The 15,021-nt window shown below is 37.9% G+C and carries 16 protein-coding genes and 2 other annotated features (1 of these 18 only partly in view); of the genes, 2 read left to right on the top strand and 14 right to left on the bottom strand.

Features of this window, described 5'->3' with window-relative positions; all coding sequences use genetic code 11:
• Positions 1-48: 48 nt before the first annotated feature.
• The 13 genes from rpmA to CFK37_RS13360 all read right to left on the bottom strand — a co-directional run bounded on the left by rpmA (position 49) and on the right by CFK37_RS13360 (position 10,374).
• The gene (gene rpmA / locus CFK37_RS13420; protein WP_089062333.1) at positions 49-339 is read right to left on the bottom strand and encodes a 50S ribosomal protein L27; all 291 of its coding nucleotides are present in this window, start codon (positions 337-339) and stop codon (positions 49-51) included.
• A gap of 14 nt (positions 340-353) precedes the next feature.
• Complete coding sequence (locus CFK37_RS13415) at positions 354-683, bottom strand: ribosomal-processing cysteine protease Prp (RefSeq protein ID WP_089062332.1); 330 nt, start codon at positions 681-683, stop codon at positions 354-356.
• A gap of 12 nt (positions 684-695) precedes the next feature.
• Positions 696-1,004, bottom strand: a complete 309-nt coding sequence (gene rplU / locus CFK37_RS13410) for a 50S ribosomal protein L21 (RefSeq protein WP_089062331.1) — start codon at positions 1,002-1,004, stop codon at positions 696-698.
• A gap of 14 nt (positions 1,005-1,018) precedes the next feature.
• Positions 1,019-1,093: a sequence feature (ribosomal protein L21 leader region), on the bottom strand.
• Positions 1,094-1,163: 70 nt separating this feature from the next.
• Positions 1,164-2,024, bottom strand: coding sequence for a M50 family metallopeptidase (locus tag CFK37_RS13405; protein WP_089062330.1), 861 nt, complete (start codon positions 2,022-2,024; stop codon positions 1,164-1,166).
• Complete coding sequence (locus tag CFK37_RS13400; RefSeq protein WP_089062329.1) at positions 2,011-2,778, bottom strand: M23 family metallopeptidase; 768 nt, start codon at positions 2,776-2,778, stop codon at positions 2,011-2,013. Before CFK37_RS13400 ends, CFK37_RS13405 begins: the two co-directional genes overlap by 14 nt.
• Positions 2,779-2,900: 122 nt before the next feature.
• Positions 2,901-3,698, bottom strand: coding sequence for a septum site-determining protein MinD (minD, locus tag CFK37_RS13395; protein WP_089062328.1), 798 nt, complete (start codon positions 3,696-3,698; stop codon positions 2,901-2,903).
• Positions 3,691-4,377, bottom strand: coding sequence for a septum site-determining protein MinC (minC, locus tag CFK37_RS13390; protein WP_089062327.1), 687 nt, complete (start codon positions 4,375-4,377; stop codon positions 3,691-3,693). Before minC ends, minD begins: the two co-directional genes overlap by 8 nt.
• A gap of 58 nt (positions 4,378-4,435) precedes the next feature.
• Positions 4,436-4,969 carry a rod shape-determining protein MreD gene (mreD, locus tag CFK37_RS13385; protein WP_172840505.1) on the bottom strand — a complete coding sequence of 178 codons (534 nt, stop codon included), beginning with the start codon at positions 4,967-4,969 and terminating at the stop codon, positions 4,436-4,438.
• Positions 4,969-5,850 carry a rod shape-determining protein MreC gene (gene mreC, locus CFK37_RS13380; protein WP_089062325.1) on the bottom strand — a complete coding sequence of 294 codons (882 nt, stop codon included), beginning with the start codon at positions 5,848-5,850 and terminating at the stop codon, positions 4,969-4,971. The genes mreD and mreC overlap by 1 nt, the downstream gene beginning before the upstream one ends.
• Before the next feature lie 15 nt (positions 5,851-5,865).
• Positions 5,866-6,906, bottom strand: a complete 1,041-nt coding sequence (locus tag CFK37_RS13375) for a rod shape-determining protein (RefSeq protein ID WP_089062324.1) — start codon at positions 6,904-6,906, stop codon at positions 5,866-5,868.
• A gap of 251 nt (positions 6,907-7,157) precedes the next feature.
• Positions 7,158-7,847, bottom strand: coding sequence for a RadC family protein (gene radC / locus CFK37_RS13370; protein ID WP_089062323.1), 690 nt, complete (start codon positions 7,845-7,847; stop codon positions 7,158-7,160).
• A 195-nt stretch (positions 7,848-8,042) separates the two neighbouring features.
• Positions 8,043-8,960, bottom strand: a complete 918-nt coding sequence (locus CFK37_RS13365; RefSeq protein WP_089062322.1) for a hypothetical protein — start codon at positions 8,958-8,960, stop codon at positions 8,043-8,045.
• 136 nt (positions 8,961-9,096) lie between these two features.
• Entirely contained in the window at positions 9,097-10,374 is a 1,278-nt protein-coding gene (locus tag CFK37_RS13360) for a bifunctional folylpolyglutamate synthase/dihydrofolate synthase (protein ID WP_089062321.1), read from the bottom strand.
• Between the two features lie 79 nt (positions 10,375-10,453).
• Here CFK37_RS13360 and CFK37_RS13355 point away from each other — a divergent pair, with 79 nt between their 5' ends.
• On the top strand, positions 10,454-11,347 hold the full coding sequence (locus tag CFK37_RS13355; RefSeq protein WP_089062320.1) for an ATP-grasp domain-containing protein: 894 nt from the start codon (positions 10,454-10,456) through the stop codon (positions 11,345-11,347).
• 17 nt (positions 11,348-11,364) lie between these two features.
• Positions 11,365-12,222, top strand: coding sequence for an ATP-grasp domain-containing protein (locus CFK37_RS13350; protein WP_089062319.1), 858 nt, complete (start codon positions 11,365-11,367; stop codon positions 12,220-12,222).
• Between the two features lie 39 nt (positions 12,223-12,261).
• On the opposite strand, the gene CFK37_RS13345 is transcribed toward CFK37_RS13350, so the two are convergent.
• On the bottom strand, positions 12,262-14,907 hold the full coding sequence (locus CFK37_RS13345; RefSeq protein WP_089062318.1) for a valine--tRNA ligase: 2,646 nt from the start codon (positions 14,905-14,907) through the stop codon (positions 12,262-12,264).
• A 46-nt stretch (positions 14,908-14,953) separates the two neighbouring features.
• Positions 14,954-15,021: a binding site (T-box leader), on the bottom strand (it continues 157 nt past the right edge of the window).

The raw sequence follows: 15,021 nt of genomic DNA, 5'->3' as shown, positions 1-15,021 counted from the left end.
AAAAAACTCCAATCAATAAAATGAATTGATTGGAGTTTTCCATTAAATTTATGCTTCTTTAGCAGTTGGATAAACACTAACCTTTTTACGATCACGACCGTAGCGTTCGAATTTAACAACACCGTCAGTCTTAGCAAAAAGTGTGTCATCTCCTCCGCGGCCAACATTTTCACCTGGATAGATTTTAGTACCGCGTTGACGATATAAAATTGATCCGCCAGTTACAAATTGACCATCTGCACGTTTAGCACCTAGACGCTTGGATTCAGAATCACGACCGTTCTTTGTGCTACCTGCACCTTTTTTCTGTGAGAAAAACTGTAAATCTAGACGTAGCATATTGCTGCACCTCCTTATTTACTTTGTATCGTTATAAATTGACCATATTCCTGTTCAATTGTTTCAAGTGAAATAATCATACTCTCGAACAAGAGTTGTATCTTTTCCATTTCATTTTTATGTAAATGACCTGGTATCGATACATGAAGATAACCACCTTCATCGGCTTGTTCAATCTCCAAGTCTGTTTCACACAACTTCATTACTGCATTTACAGCACCAAATGATACTGCAGAAACGCCAGCACATACCAAGTCATACCCATAAGGTCCACTGTCAGCATGCCCTGAAATTCTAAATGCATTAATTTGATTTGCTTTTCGATAAACAGTGACTTGGATCATATACACTTACCTTTATAAATTGATTTTATCAATAACTAATTTTGTATATGGTTGACGATGACCATGTTTACGATGGTAATTTTTCTTAGGCTTATATTTGAAAACAGTGATCTTCTTTTGACGACCATGTTTCTCAACTTTAGCAGTTACAGTTGCGCCATCTACATATGGAGCACCAACTTTAACATCATCTCCACCAACAAAAAGAACTTTTTCGAATGTTACGGAGTCATTTGCTTCTCCAACAACTTTTTCCACGTAAATTTCTTGACCTTCTGTTACCTTGATCTGTTTACCGCCTGTTTCGATAATTGCGTACATTTACTGCACCTCCCTAACTGACTCAGACTCGCCATACAGGTACTTTATTATAAAAGTTTATGACCTGTTCTGTGCGGTTGTAGCATTTGGTGCTACGATGAATAACGTATTGATATTATCATGTTTTCACAGAATATGTCAAGTATCCGTCTAGGATATTTACCCCATTCTTTTTACTTCCCCGACCGTGATACTATATTGCTTTTCATGAAAATAAGCCCTAAGGCATTCTTCCTCATCAATCTTAGACCTATTATCTTCCTGGTTCGAGATATAAATGACGTGTTTTCGTTCACGAATAAACAAGGAAAAAACGTCAAATAAGGTTCTCGCGCTTGAAACATATATCGGAACTGATTTTTTTGCATAGCTTGTTCCATAAAAACGCTTCGATAAAAACCTGAGGAATACATAATACCGCTGTTTCCATTCTGTTCTATTTTCCAAAAGGATAAATAACAGAATAAAGACAGAGCTTAAAGTAAATGGCAGAATGAATAATTGTGTGATCAAGATGCCTGCACTTACCCAGACAGATGTTAATATTGTGATCGTATGTGCTTTTTTATAAGGAATAAATGCCGATAATAAGGTAAACAGACACTTACCGCCATCTAGCGGCCATACCGGCAGCAAATTAAATAATAGGATAACATTATTATAGTATAAGATAAGTTCCATCGTGGAAGATGAAACAACATTCATTGGAGCAGTAATGAAAATAAATAAATAAATGAATACATGCTGTAATGGCCCGGCAATGCTAACTAGAGCCTCTTCATACACAGGTCTGTTACCATGTTCATCAGTATCCATTACCCCGCCAAATACCCATAAAGTAATACTTTTTATTCTCCACTGAAAAGAAGTTGCCATTATGTAATGCCCAAGTTCATGAAACAAGACAATCCCAAGCATAATTACTATTTCCATGAATGTACCGGTAATGAATCCAATAAATAAAAAGATAATTAGGATAGGATGAATATGAATAACCGGGAACAGCTTACGACCGGTCATTTACTTCAATCACCTGTACGGGGTCAACGTACTCTTCGTTTTTTTCAATAGCAAAATAAACACTTTTACTAGCATTTGAAGGTACAAACTTACCTATTACCTGATTATCGTCAACAAATTCATAAAGATGCACATTCATGGAGCTTAGGAAACCATATGTTGACTTGCTTCCATCAGCATGTTGGACAACGATGGTTTTATTTGTTTCTGGGTCATTTCCCGCAAAAATGATTACACCTTCGCGGAGCACAGAAATAGCAGAAGGCTCATCAGGTGATATTAAAACACCTTCACCATTAGACTGAAAAGATTCGGATATATTACCCGAAACAGGCAAAGCAAGCGTTGAATTCTTTGAAATTTCCTTATCTCCCTTTGGTGTCAATGCTAATGGTTCTCCAAGCGTATCCTGATACCATTGGTTGACCTTTGCAAATGGAAATTCGTTTGTTAATAAACTACTTGCAACAATTTTAGGCTTTTGCAAAACTTCACTATGCGTTTGCAGCAATAATGCAGTTCCAAGAAATAGTATACTTGACAAAATCCCCTTTAAAATAAATCCGGATACCAGCCTACTTTTATTTCTCTTTGGCGTTCCACTATCAGTAAATATAGGGAAATAACCATGTTTTTCTTCCTCTTCTAGTGGAAAAGGAGTAAAACTGTTCTTATTTGAATCTGAATTAGATATTCCCCGCGACCTTTTTCTTGCGGATATTGACTTACGAACTTTATTTATCCTTGGATTCATCTTAACTCACCGTCCTTTGTCATACTCTCTTAAACTATATGAAACAAATGGACAAGATATGTTAATGCTCCAAATTAAAAAGATGCGGTTAGACATATTTTGTCTTCCGCATCCAATGAAACTTAAGCATTCATTCCAAAAAAACGTTTTATTTTTACAAGCATCCCTTTTTCTTCTTCAATTGATTGTAAAGGTACCGATTCCCCGAGAATTCTCCTCGCAATATTACGATATGATATAGATGCCCTTGAATTTGGATTAAGCGCGATCGGTTCCCCTTTATTTGATGCCTTGATCACTTCATCATCATCAATTACTATACCAATTAGATCAATGGAGAGTATTTGAAGAACACCGTCTACATCAATCATGTCTCCATTCTTCATCATATGATTGCGAATACGATTAATAACGAGCTTAGGTGGATCCATTTCCTCTTTTTCCAGTAAACCGATTATCCGGTCGGCATCACGTACACTGGATTTTTCAGGTGTTGTTACAACAATTGCTTGATCTGCACCGGCGATTGCATTTTGAAATCCCTGCTCAATTCCAGCTGGACAATCAATAATGATATAATCATAGTCTTGTTTCAGGCCCGTAATAATTTTTATCATTCCATCCTTAGTAACAGCTGATTTATCACTCGTTTGCGCTGCCGGTAATAACGTTAAATCTTCAAATCGTTTATCCTTAATTAAGGCTTGCTTCAGTTTACATCTCTCTTGAATAACATCAACAATATCGTAAATTATACGGTTTTCAAGACCCATTACCACATCAAGGTTTCTGAGCCCGATATCAGTATCAATCAGGCAGACTTTTTTCCCCATCAGTGCTAATGCTGTACCAACATTGGCGGATGTAGTCGTCTTACCAACTCCACCTTTACCAGATGTGATTACGATTGCTTCACCCATTATTCATTCTCCTCTCAAACCCATTCAAATCAATCTGTTTACGTGAAAGAACTTGAAGTCTATCAATAACAATTTTGTCCTGCTTCTCATCGATTTGACCGCATTCCATATACACACCATCAGACTCATAATCTGGTGCACGGCTGATATAGTCTGCTATCCGGAGTTGGCTTGGCTTCATAAAAGATGCTACGATTATTGCTTGACTGTTGCCATTTATTCCCGCGTGGGCAGTTCCAAGTAAGCTTCCCATGACATAGATATTTCCGGTTGCTTCAACCTTGCCCCCCGGATTCACATCCCCAATTAACAATAAATCGCCCTTAACTTCCACGACTTGTCCAGATCTCACTATCTGATTGACCATTTTGACTTCACTTTCTTCCATCCACTGTATTGCATCCTTTTTTGATACAACATCGGAATGAATGGATTCAACCATAAAGTGATTTCCGTTGTTAATTAATTCTTTTAATTCGTCCGTTTGCATTTGGTCTAAATAGCGGCTTCCCAGTTGAACATTAACCGAAACTACCGGTTCATCTTTTTGCGGTCTATTTGTTGATAATTTTTCACTCAGATCGTTGTATGCTTCATCATAAGAGCAAGAGTCATCTATAAACAGGGTGAGCCCATCCCTAGTACCCTTTATTGTAATAAGTTGTTTCTTGCCTGGCATGATAAGTTCACCTCATTTATTCTCTTTACATTCATTCGACAAAGCGCGTCATTTTTTGTTACCTGTTTTTTGAAATTTGTTCGTCCTGCCACTTTAACAAACGATTTTTTGTAAATGGGTACAAAACTAACAAAAATAATAAATTTGCTATAACGGTCGGTAGTAAACGGTAAAGTAAATAATCTGCCAGCATCATGTTTGTAAGTCCCACCACTGAATAGATCAAAAAAATAGCAAAGTCAGTCAGTGAGATCCCGAAAATACCAAGTAAGATCATTACGTAAATATTGCCATGCAAAAGCTTCCTGATGCCGCTCACAATGTAAATAATAAATGCATAGGCAAACATGTAAACACCTAGAATCCCAGTGTATACAATATCAATCATCATGCCGAAGATTGCACCGTACAGCACCGAAAAATAGGTTCGATCATTATCATAGAATATAGCCATGTATAATAAAAAAACAAAAACCCAATGCGGAATAATTAATAAATCATTTATTACAAAGCTGGGTGGCAACAATTCAATGGCAACACCTTCTAATATAACGAAAACAAACAGAATGAGAGGGAGGTATAATCGCTTCATTATTCCTCATCCTCCTGGACGGATCCAGTTTGATCATTCTCTTCTAAAGTTCGATCCACAACAATTACATTATTTATTTCAAACATATCAGCAGCGGGTTCCACAAGTGCTGTGCGGGTAAGTCCATATTGATCCGGAACAACTTCTTTTACTGTACCGATAAACAAGCCAGCCGGGAATACTCCACCCATCCCGGAAGAAAAGACCTTTTCACCTTTTTTAATTTCTTTTTCCGATTCTTCTATAATCTTAAAATGAAGGGAATTTGTTTCTTCATCGTATTCCTCGATTAGGCCAAATATATCATTACCCTTTTCCTTGGAAATTGTTGCAGAAATACGGTTGAACTGGTCAAAACCTGTTAGCAGCTGAACGGTTGATGTGAGTTTTGAAGCTACTTGGACTTTACCAACCATTCCATCTGCCGTAATTACCGCCATATTGTTCCTTACTCCATCAACTTTCCCTTTGTTAATGGTGACCTGTTCCACCCAACGTTCGGGTGTTCTGGACATAACTGTTGCCTGAATCGGATTGAAGTCACGAATAGATTCCGACTTCTTAAGCGTTTTTCTCAATTCTTCATTATCTTCTTTAATCTCTTGGACCTCATAGACCAGGCTTTTATATTGGGAAAGCTTTTCTTTAAGTATTTGGTTTTCGTTGTAAGTATCCTTTAAATCATCAATATTCGCAAATATATTTGTTATAAATTTAACCGGGGTGTGTACAACACTTTGTGCCCATCCAACTGTGTCTTTAATAAATTCTTCTGGAGCAGTTAATTGGTCTCTGCTTTTTAGCGAGAATCCTATTAATACTACCAAAATTATGATTCCAATTAAAATTATAAACAAGCGCTTTTTCGTGAAAAACGGCATTATTACACCTACTTCTTAGTCTACAGTTGGACGAGTTGATACATTCGGATGGGAACGGAAATGCTGAATGTATTCTAAAGATTTGCCTGTACCTATAGCAACACTGTCTAATGGATCTTCTGTTACAAAAACAGGCATTTTTATCTCATCACTGATGACACTGTCTAAATTTTTTAAGAGCGAACCACCGCCAGATAATACAACTCCACGATCCATAATGTCTGCTGCAAGTTCTGGTGGTGTCCTTTCTAATGTGTTTTTTACAGATTCAACAATTGCCTCAACAATATCCTTTAAAGATGAGGCAATTTCTTTGGTTGTAATCGTAATTGTTTTTGGCAGTCCAGTTAACATATCGCGCCCACGAATATCCATTTCTTCATCTTCGACCACTTCGCCGGCTGTTCCAAGATCCATTTTGATTGATTCCGCAGATCGTTCACCTATCATTAAGTTATAATTCTTTTTGATAAAGGATATGATAGCTTCATCCATCTTGTCTCCAGCGATACGAATAGATTGACTTGTAACTATACCACCAAGTGATATCACGGCAACCTCTGTTGTCCCTCCGCCAATGTCAACTATCATACTTCCAGTGGGTTCCCAAACCGGGAGTCCTGCTCCAATCGCTGCTGCAAACGGCTCTGCTATTGGAAAAGCATCTTTTGCTCCTGCCTGTTTTGTAGCATCAATAACAGCCCGTTCCTCCACCATCGTTATACCAGATGGCACACATATCATTACATTGGGCTTTTTAGCAAAAAATGAGCGATTTCGCATCGCTTTCTTAATATAGTATTTCATCATGATAGCTGTTGTTTCATAATCAGCAATTACCCCATCCTTCATCGGACGAATAACAGATATATTACCAGGCGTCCTGCCGATCATATTACGGGCAGAACTGCCAACTGCTTCAATCTGTCCGGTTTCAATATCTTTAGCAACAACAGATGGCTCCCGCACTACCACACCTTTACCTTTTACAAAGACAAGGCTGTTTGCTGTTCCTAAATCTATCCCTAAATCCTGTGAAAAATTAAATACTCCCAAAAAAGATCTCCCTTTCCAATCTACCTATTCGTTTGTCATATGTAGTTTTACTATATCGATTTAATGCAGTTTATGCAACGTGAAACCAATATAAACCTATTAGAACCGTTCTTCACCCATTGTAAGTGAAACGGTAATAAACAGAGATTGATTCATAATCTTAATAAGCGCCAATTTCAATAACAATTGAAAAATGGCGCTGTATTGCTCGTCCCTATAATTATACGAAAAAAATAGTAAAATAGATAGTGTTATAGGTATCCTTTTTCCTTTAGTGATACAAATTTTCGATCACCTATGATTAAATGGTCCAATAGTTCAATTCCAATCATTTTTCCTGATTCGACTAGTCGTCTGGTAACATGAATATCTTCCTGGGATGGAGTTGGATCGCCAGATGGGTGGTTATGAGCGCAGATAATAGATGCTGCAGAACGCTTTACAGCCTCGCGATAGACTTCTCTTGGATGGACGATAGATGCGTTCAAACTGCCAATAAAAATAGTTTGATTATGAATTATTTGATTCTTTGTATTAAGGAATAAGACGACAAAGTGTTCCTGATTAAGATTCCTCATTTCTTCCATAACATAATCCGCCCCGTCTTCCGGTGAGCGAATAACGTAACGGTCATTGGGCTTATATTGATTCATTCTTTTTCCCACTTCGATTGCAGCAAGCATTAAAACCCCTTTCGCTTCACCAATTCCTTTAATTGCCATTAATTCTTCGATTGTCGCGTCCTTTAAAAGTTTCAACCCTTCAAAATGCATTAGAATTCGTTGAGATAATGTCATTACAGATTCTTCCTTTGTACCTGTCCCAAGCAGTATTGCTAACAGTTCCTGATTCGACAAATGACTTGATCCAAGTTTTAATAAGCGTTCCCTTGGTCTGTCCTCTTTTGGTACATCCTTAATCATAATGGATGGTATTGTCATCATCATTCCTCCTTCGATAGATAATCCTATCATAGCGGGGCAAGAGGATTTCAGGCAAATGGCCAAATTTCCATTATCAATTGTTTTTAACCCTTAAACATTTAATTTTCATCTGAGAAAAAAGATGATTTACCTGGTGTAATAAGCAATAAAATAAAAAAGTATATAATTGACAATAAAAAAGACCAATCAGCATTACTTTAAAACTAATTGATCAAACTGATTCCAGATATTTAATAAAACGATTGGTGCTGACTCTTTACTTGCTTCACTAATACTGGATTGATTTTCTTTTACTGCTTGGTAAAATTCGGCCGTATTTTTCGCGTTTTCAGGATAGGAGGCTATCCAATCTTCCCATTTGGTTGATGGTAATGATTGATCAGCCGAAACTTTTTCTAATGATGCATTCCACAGGTTGTGAAAGTTCTGCAGCCAGTTATATTCAGCATCAGTTATTGTGACATTGGTCTCAGTGGTTGTCCATTTTTTGGCATATGTTTCAAGGTCGGATGCCTTATATGCCGCTTTTTCATCATCCGTCTGATCTTTCGCCTGTGCTATATTGGCAAATAAATAGTATTGATCGTCCCGCTTCCATACCATTGTTTGAATTCCGGCATCGTTAAACTTGTTCTGTACAACAGCTACATTAGCCTCATCATTAAACAGTCCTGCCTGAAGCACAAACGCCTGTAAACCCTTCAGGGTGTATGTGGCTTGGTCAGTCGCAGTTACCCCCTTGTTTGCACCTGTGGTTTCCCCTGTTGAGCCGATTTTTCCGTTAACCTCATTTGCATCAATATTAGTAAACATATTTAACATAAATATCCCCAGGCCCACTCCCAGTAACACTGCTGTCATTGTAGCTATAAAAATATGTTTTATTAGTTTGTTCTTATTTCCTTTACCTTTTTTAAAAGCTGCTTCCTCTTCTAAGCTATTTTGTCTTATATAAGTGGGGATTGGATCAATTTCATTATTACTCTCTTGAGCAGCTGCTTGTTCTGTATTTGTGTAAGTAGATTGCATTGGATTATTTTTAGTGTCATTTTTCGAAACTTTGGTCTTTTTGCCATCCATCCATACTATTATCGTTTTTCGTTTGTCCATTTTTTCCCCTCACTTTCCCAAGTTTTCTATACTCTATCATATGAAAATTGAAAAGTAAGACGAGTTTTGTCACTAGTAACAAAAAACTATTCAACAAAAACCCCGATAATATACAGGGTTTTTGTTGATTACAAGATTATTGCTCCGCTAGAAATTTTCTAACCTTTGCTATAAAATTCAATGATCCCGTAACAAAATAATCCGTATCTGGTTTCGGTGTATTTACTACCCTTTCCAACATCTTCATCCAATCATTTTCCAGTGTCACATTGTCAGTATTTGCAAAGTTTGCAAGGTCATCGATGGTAGCTGCACGTGGATGATCAAAGGTAGTCAGGGCAATGGAACCAAACTGATTAGATAGCAGATGAATCATATTGTATATATCCTTATCCTTAAATGCAGCAAAAATTACATGTTTGTTATGGTTTGAAGGTATGGAATTGACTGCTTGTATAAATGATAAAATACCTGCTTCATTATGTGCACCATCCAGGACAATTCTTGGATTTTCATTTACTAATTCATAGCGGCCTGGCACGGTCGTATGAAATATACCATTCAGGGCTTTGCCCAAATCAATCTTATAATCCTGTTCGGATAATAGCATAACTGCCATAACTGCTAACGAGGCATTTACCTGTTGATGTTTTCCTATCATTTGAATACTAACATTTAGTTCATTATGTTTCCATCTGTCTTTCCAAATGAAATGTGATTGTCCTTCATCCGCAGAGTTGAATTCCATTCCATACCGGTATAATTTTGCCTGAAGAGAGGCCGCTTCTCGTTCCATTACCTGCATAGCGGGAGCTGCCATCGGCCCGATAATAACCGGTGTCTGCATCTTAATGATACCCGCCTTGTGTAAGGCAATTTTTTCGACAGTATTGCCTAAAAATGCCATATGGTCATGGCTAACATTTGTTATAATAGATAGAAGAGGAAGAAAGCAATTTGTTGTATCTTCCCTGCCGCCCATTCCAGCTTCAATTAATGCAATATCTACTGACTCGGCAAAATATAGAAATGCAAGAGCGGTAATTATTTCAAATTCAGTAGGATGGTTATTCTGCTCGTCCAACTGACTGATATAAGGGTACATTTCATTCATAAGCTTGGTAAATTTCTTTTGACTAATTGGATCATCATTAACAAAAATATGGTCTGTCAATCCGTTTGCACTTGGGGATATAAACCTGCCGACTCGATAATCATTACGGCGCAGTGCATTATTTATGTATTGAATGGTTGATCCCTTTCCATTGGTACCGGCTACATGGATTGCCTGTATTTTCTGTTCAGGATTCAAAAGCATCTTTAGTAGTGATTTGATGCGGTCCAAACCAGGCTTAATTCCGAACGACTTTCTTTGATTAAAAAATGTTTCGACTTCATGATAATGATTAAACATAGCTTCACCACTGACTTTCTATCATAACTTTAAAATTAGTATAGCATTGAATCAATTGATATAGAAGGGAACGACAATAGTGAGACTAAACGGATGGATTATTTATAATGGCCATTTACCCGGCAATAAATTTCTTGACTTTGCGGAATGGTTACAAAAGGCAGCAGCGCGTAAGGATGTTCCAGCTAAAATTTGGAAGAACAATGAACTTTTGTCTTTTTTAACTGCTGATGAAGTAATTTTAATTGATGATGATGAGCAACTATTACCGAATTTTGTCATTTTTACGGATAAAGATATATATCTTGCCAATCAATTGGAGCAGATGGGTGTACGTGTATATAACTGCTCTGACGCCATTCGCATAAGTGATGATAAAATTTTAACCTATCAAGCCTTATCCATACATAACCTGCCAATACCGAAAACAATCATTGCTCCTAAGATTTTTATGAACAATGTGGAAGTGGATCATGCCACTTGCGATAAGGCCGTTACAACATTGGGTCTTCCAATGATTGTAAAAGAAGCATTTGGATCCTTCGGCGAACAAGTCTATTTGGTACACACAGCCCAAGAATTAAAGGAAAAGGTAGCAATGTTACAGGGAAAACCCTTTATGTTTCAGGAATTTATCGATTCAAGCTATGGAAAAGATATGCGATTACATGTTGTTGGCGATGAAGTAGTCGCAGCCATGATGCGGACCGCCTCTGATGACTTTCGGGCAAACGTGACTGCTGGTGGAACTATGGAATCCTATCAGCCCACTCCTAAAGAAAATGAAATTGCTATCGCTGCAACAAAAGCAATTGGTGCCGACTTTGCTGGGGTTGATTTACTTTTTGGTGCGGATGGACATCCAATTATTTGTGAACTAAATTCCAATGCACATATACGGAATATGTATGATTGTACAAAAATAAACGTCGCGGATTATATCATCGATTATATTGTTGACAAGGAAAAATAGAAATGAGGTGAACTCAGGTGAAATATAACGGTTGGCTAATCTATAATCAAGAGGATGCAGAGGACAATCTATCTTATATTAATTGGTTTCAAAAAGAGGCAGAAGTACAGGACATCGCGCTTGAAGTAATAGTTAGGGAAACCATTACTTTAGGTATTCTAACCAATAAGCGAACTGTCTTAATAAATAATAGGATTGTTAAATTACCGGATTTTGCAGTCGTACGTACTATTGATCCACAGCTAAGTTTACAGCTTGAAGCAATGGGAATTCATGTGTTCAATTCTTCAGCAGTTTCTCGAATTTGCAATAATAAAGCATTAACCCATCATTATGTACATGAATTGCAAGTACCAATGGTGAATACAGTTTTTACAAGCACGAAATTACTTCAACATTCTCCTTTACCTGACCTGCCAATTGTATTAAAAGAAGCTGCAGGACGTGGGGGAAAACAAGTGTTTCTGATTGAAACAAAACAAGACCTGCAGCAGGCAGTGGAAACACTATCCTCGTCCAATATTATCATGCAGTCATGTGATGTAATACCTGGTAAAGATCTGCGTGTTTTTATAGTGGGCAGTAAGATTATTGGATCTGTGATAAGGGAAAATGACAATGACTTTCGGGCAAATTACAAATTAGGCGGAACTGCTTCCTGGTACACATTACATGCAGAAGAAATCAGCCTGATCAATCGTATTGTCAACCATTTTCAATTTGATATGGTAGGAATCGACTTTTTGTTCAAAAAGGATGGAACATTATTATTTAATGAAATAGAAGATGTAGTGGGTTCACGAACATTAAGTGCCGTCAGTGACGTTAACATTTTACAAAAATATATCACCCATATTAAATCGAAATTAATTTAAGAAAAGCGGAACCTCACTAGTGGAATTCCGCTTTCTTTATTAGCTATTTAATTCTGCCAAACGTGCTTTAACCTTCGCTTGCTTTTCGAGATAATCTTTCTCTTTTTGTTTTTCTTCTGCAACTACAGTCTCTGGTGCCTTCTTTACAAAACCTTCATTGGCCAATTTTTTTTGTACCCTTTCCACTTCCTTGTTCCATTTATCCAGTTCGCTTTCCAGTCTTGATCGTTCTTTATCAATGTCGATTAAGCCTTCTAATGGTAAAAATAGTTCTATACCGGTTACTACGGCCGACATCGCTTTTTCCGGAACCTCTATATCTGTAGCTATCATTAATTCACTCGTGTTACAAAAACGCTCTAAATAGTTCCGATTCGCTTCAAGCTCTGAAATGGTTGTTTTATCTTCTCCCTGAACAAGCAGCTTCACCTGTTTAGACATTGGAGTATTAACCTCTGCACGTATATTCCGCACTGTCTTTATGATTGATACAAGCAGATTCATTTCTTTCTTCGCCTGTTCACTATGCAAATCTTCACGGACTTCCGGCCACTGTGCAATGGTAATGGATTCACCCTGGTGTGGCAGCTCCTGCCATATTTCCTCCGTAATAAATGGCATGAACGGATGTAACATGCGCATTGTATTATCCAATACATAAGCAAGAACTGACTGAGTTGTTTTTTTCTTGGTTTCATCCTCGCCATATAATGGTAATTTTGCCATTTCGATATACCAATCGCAAAGATCATCCCAAATGAAGGTATACAGATGACGACCCGCTTCACCGAACTCGTATTTAGCAGTGTTTTTCGATACTTGTTCAATGGTTTCATTCAGTCTGGTCAGAATCCATTTGTCTGCGACCGACTTCTCGCCTGATAAATCAATATCTTTGTAGGCAAAGCCTTCCATATTCATCAGACAGAAACGGGATGCATTCCAAATTTTATTCGCAAAGTTCCAAGTGGACTCTATCTTTTCCCAATAGAAGCGAAGATCCTGTCCCGGTGAAGATCCAGTTAATAAGAAATAGCGTAGGGAATCCGCACCATATTTATCGATGACATCCATTGGATCCACGCCGTTGCCAAGCGATTTACTCATCTTCCGTCCTTCAGCATCACGGATTAATCCATGCATGACAACATCCTTAAATGGGCGTTCCCCGGTGAATTCAATGGATTGGAAAATCATCCGTGCTACCCAGAAGAAGATAATGTCATAACCCGTAACGAGAACATCATTCGGAAAATGACGTTTAAAGTCCGCTGCATCTTCATTTGGCCAACCCATTGTTGAGAATGGCCATAAAGCTGATGAAAACCATGTATCTAAAACATCCTCATCTTGTTCCCAATTCTCACTATCTGCTGGCGCTTCTTTTCCAACGTAAATTTCATTTGTTTCCTTGTGATACCATGCTGGAATCCGGTGTCCCCACCATAATTGTCTGGAGATACACCAATCCCTTATGTTATCCATCCAATGCAAATAGGTATTTTCAAATCGTTCTGGTACAAAATTTATCTTTTCTTTCCCATTTTGCATCTCAACTGAAGCATCTGCCAATGGCTGCATGTCAACAAACCATTGCGTTGATAGATAAGGCTCAACAACTGCATCACTGCGTTCAGAGTGCCCAACCGTATGCGTATGATCCTCTATCTTGAATAGTACGCCCGCTTCTTTTAAGTCATTCACAATTTGTTTGCGGCAATCGAAACGGTTAAGCCCTTGATATTTGCCAGCGTTTTTATTCATTGTTCCGTCTTCATTCATAACCAGCACACGTTCAAGATTATGACGATTTCCTATTTCAAAATCATTTGGATCATGAGCAGGTGTGATTTTTACAGCACCAGACCCGAAATCGCGATCAACGTAGTCGTCGGCGACGATGTCTATTTCACGACCAACAATTGGTAAAATTACTTTTTTACCTACCAAATGTTTGTAGCGTTCATCCTTTGAATGGACTGCTACGGCAGTATCACCAAGCATTGTTTCTGGGCGTGTTGTTGCAATTTCTATAAATTCATCACTATCCTTAATCGGATATCTGAGGTGATAAAAATGGCCTTGAATTTCTTTATGAATAACCTCTATATCAGATAGTGCTGTTTTCGTTTTCGGATCCCAGTTAATGATATACTCACCACGGTAAATTAAACCTTTATTATAAAGGGTAACAAAAACTTCCCGAACAGCGTCAGATAAACCTTCATCCATCGTAAAACGTTCACGGGAATAATCCAATCCAAGCCCAAGCTTTTCCCATTGTTGCCGGATAAAATCAGCATATTCTTCCTTCCAGTCCCAAACTTTTTCAACAAACTTTTCCCGGCCCAGATCGTATCGTGACTCACCCTGCTCTTTTAACTTCGCTTCAACTTTAGCCTGAGTAGCAATACCTGCATGATCCATTCCTGGTAACCAGAGGACATCATATCCCTGCATCCGTTTTATTCGTGATATGGTATCCTGCATAGCGGTATCCCAGGCATGACCCAAATGTAATTTACCGGTTACATTTGGCGGGGGGATAACGATTGTGAAGGGCTCCTTGCCCGAATCTCCTTTTGCTTCAAAATATTTCCCTTCCACCCAGAATTTATATCGATTTTGTTCAACAGCTTTTGGATCATACTTTTTCGGTAAACTGCTTTGCGGTTTTTCTGACATTGCTTTTTCCTCCCATTTTTTGCAAATAAAAAAATCCTTTCATCCAATAAAGGACGAAAAGATTGCTTCCGTGGTACCACCTTTGTTTGCAAGCCAAAATAGGCCCGCACACTC

The organism is Virgibacillus phasianinus (genome assembly GCF_002216775.1).
Taxonomy (GTDB): domain Bacteria; phylum Bacillota; class Bacilli; order Bacillales; family Amphibacillaceae; genus Virgibacillus_F; species Virgibacillus_F phasianinus.
Note: the sequence above shows the minus strand (reverse complement) of the source record. Positions and strands in the feature narration are given on the sequence as shown.